Genomic DNA, 781 nt, shown 5'->3' with positions numbered 1-781 from the left:
CAAATACTCCTTTTGTACTTCAAAAAGCTGAGTATCTGCCATGGGACTCGAAAGACAGATAATAGTACTTGACGGATAGTACGCCCGCAAACGGTGGATAAACTTCAGGTACTCAGAGCAAAAAACTGCGGAATCCTGTACTCCATCATTCTGGCCTAAACAGACGGTCACTACATCCGGCTGGAATTTTTTAAAGTCCCATACAAGTTTATTATCCAACAGGTTAATCTTGTCAAAGATATCAGGCATAACCACCTTTATCTCACAACAGCTTTTCATTAGCCCTATTCCCGAAAATGCAGTGAGCTGCCACCGGGCATCCAATGCCCTTGCTGTAACCGGACCATAACTCATATAAGCGTTATGCTGGTCATACCACTCTCCATTTCCGCACTTATACCCGGAAGTATCACTCCCAGTTCCACAGGTTATTGAATTTCCAATAAACTCAATTTTACGTGAAGGTTCTTTTGGCAGATGCCAGAGGCCCCCGCAATAAATCCCGGCAAATTCAATATAGCCAATGTTAGACTCGGTGCTTTTACAAAGCAGCATTGTATGATGCTTACCTCCTAGATTTTCGGCTACCTTTATTCTGTTTACCTTCCCCGTTAGCTTTATTCGTTTAGCAGGCATATCATCTATTACAACAGAAATATAATTATGTGATTTACCGTACAACACCTCATCATTCACTACGATCTCACAATTGGCCCCCGTAAAGCCTATCTTAACATATACAGCGGGCGCCCAGAACCGCGGAAGCTGAAGATTTGAAAAA

General features: G+C 42.6%; 1 protein-coding gene. It reads right to left on the bottom strand.

The features are described 5' to 3' along the window. On the bottom strand, positions 1-781 hold a 781-nt coding region (locus ACNOHI_RS24730), incomplete at both ends, for a GDSL-type esterase/lipase family protein (RefSeq protein WP_420477385.1).

Source organism: Noviherbaspirillum sp. ST9, assembly GCF_048799745.1.
Classification (GTDB): Bacteria; Pseudomonadota; Gammaproteobacteria; order Burkholderiales; family Burkholderiaceae_D; genus Noviherbaspirillum.
This window is presented reverse-complemented; position numbering and strand designations above follow the sequence as displayed.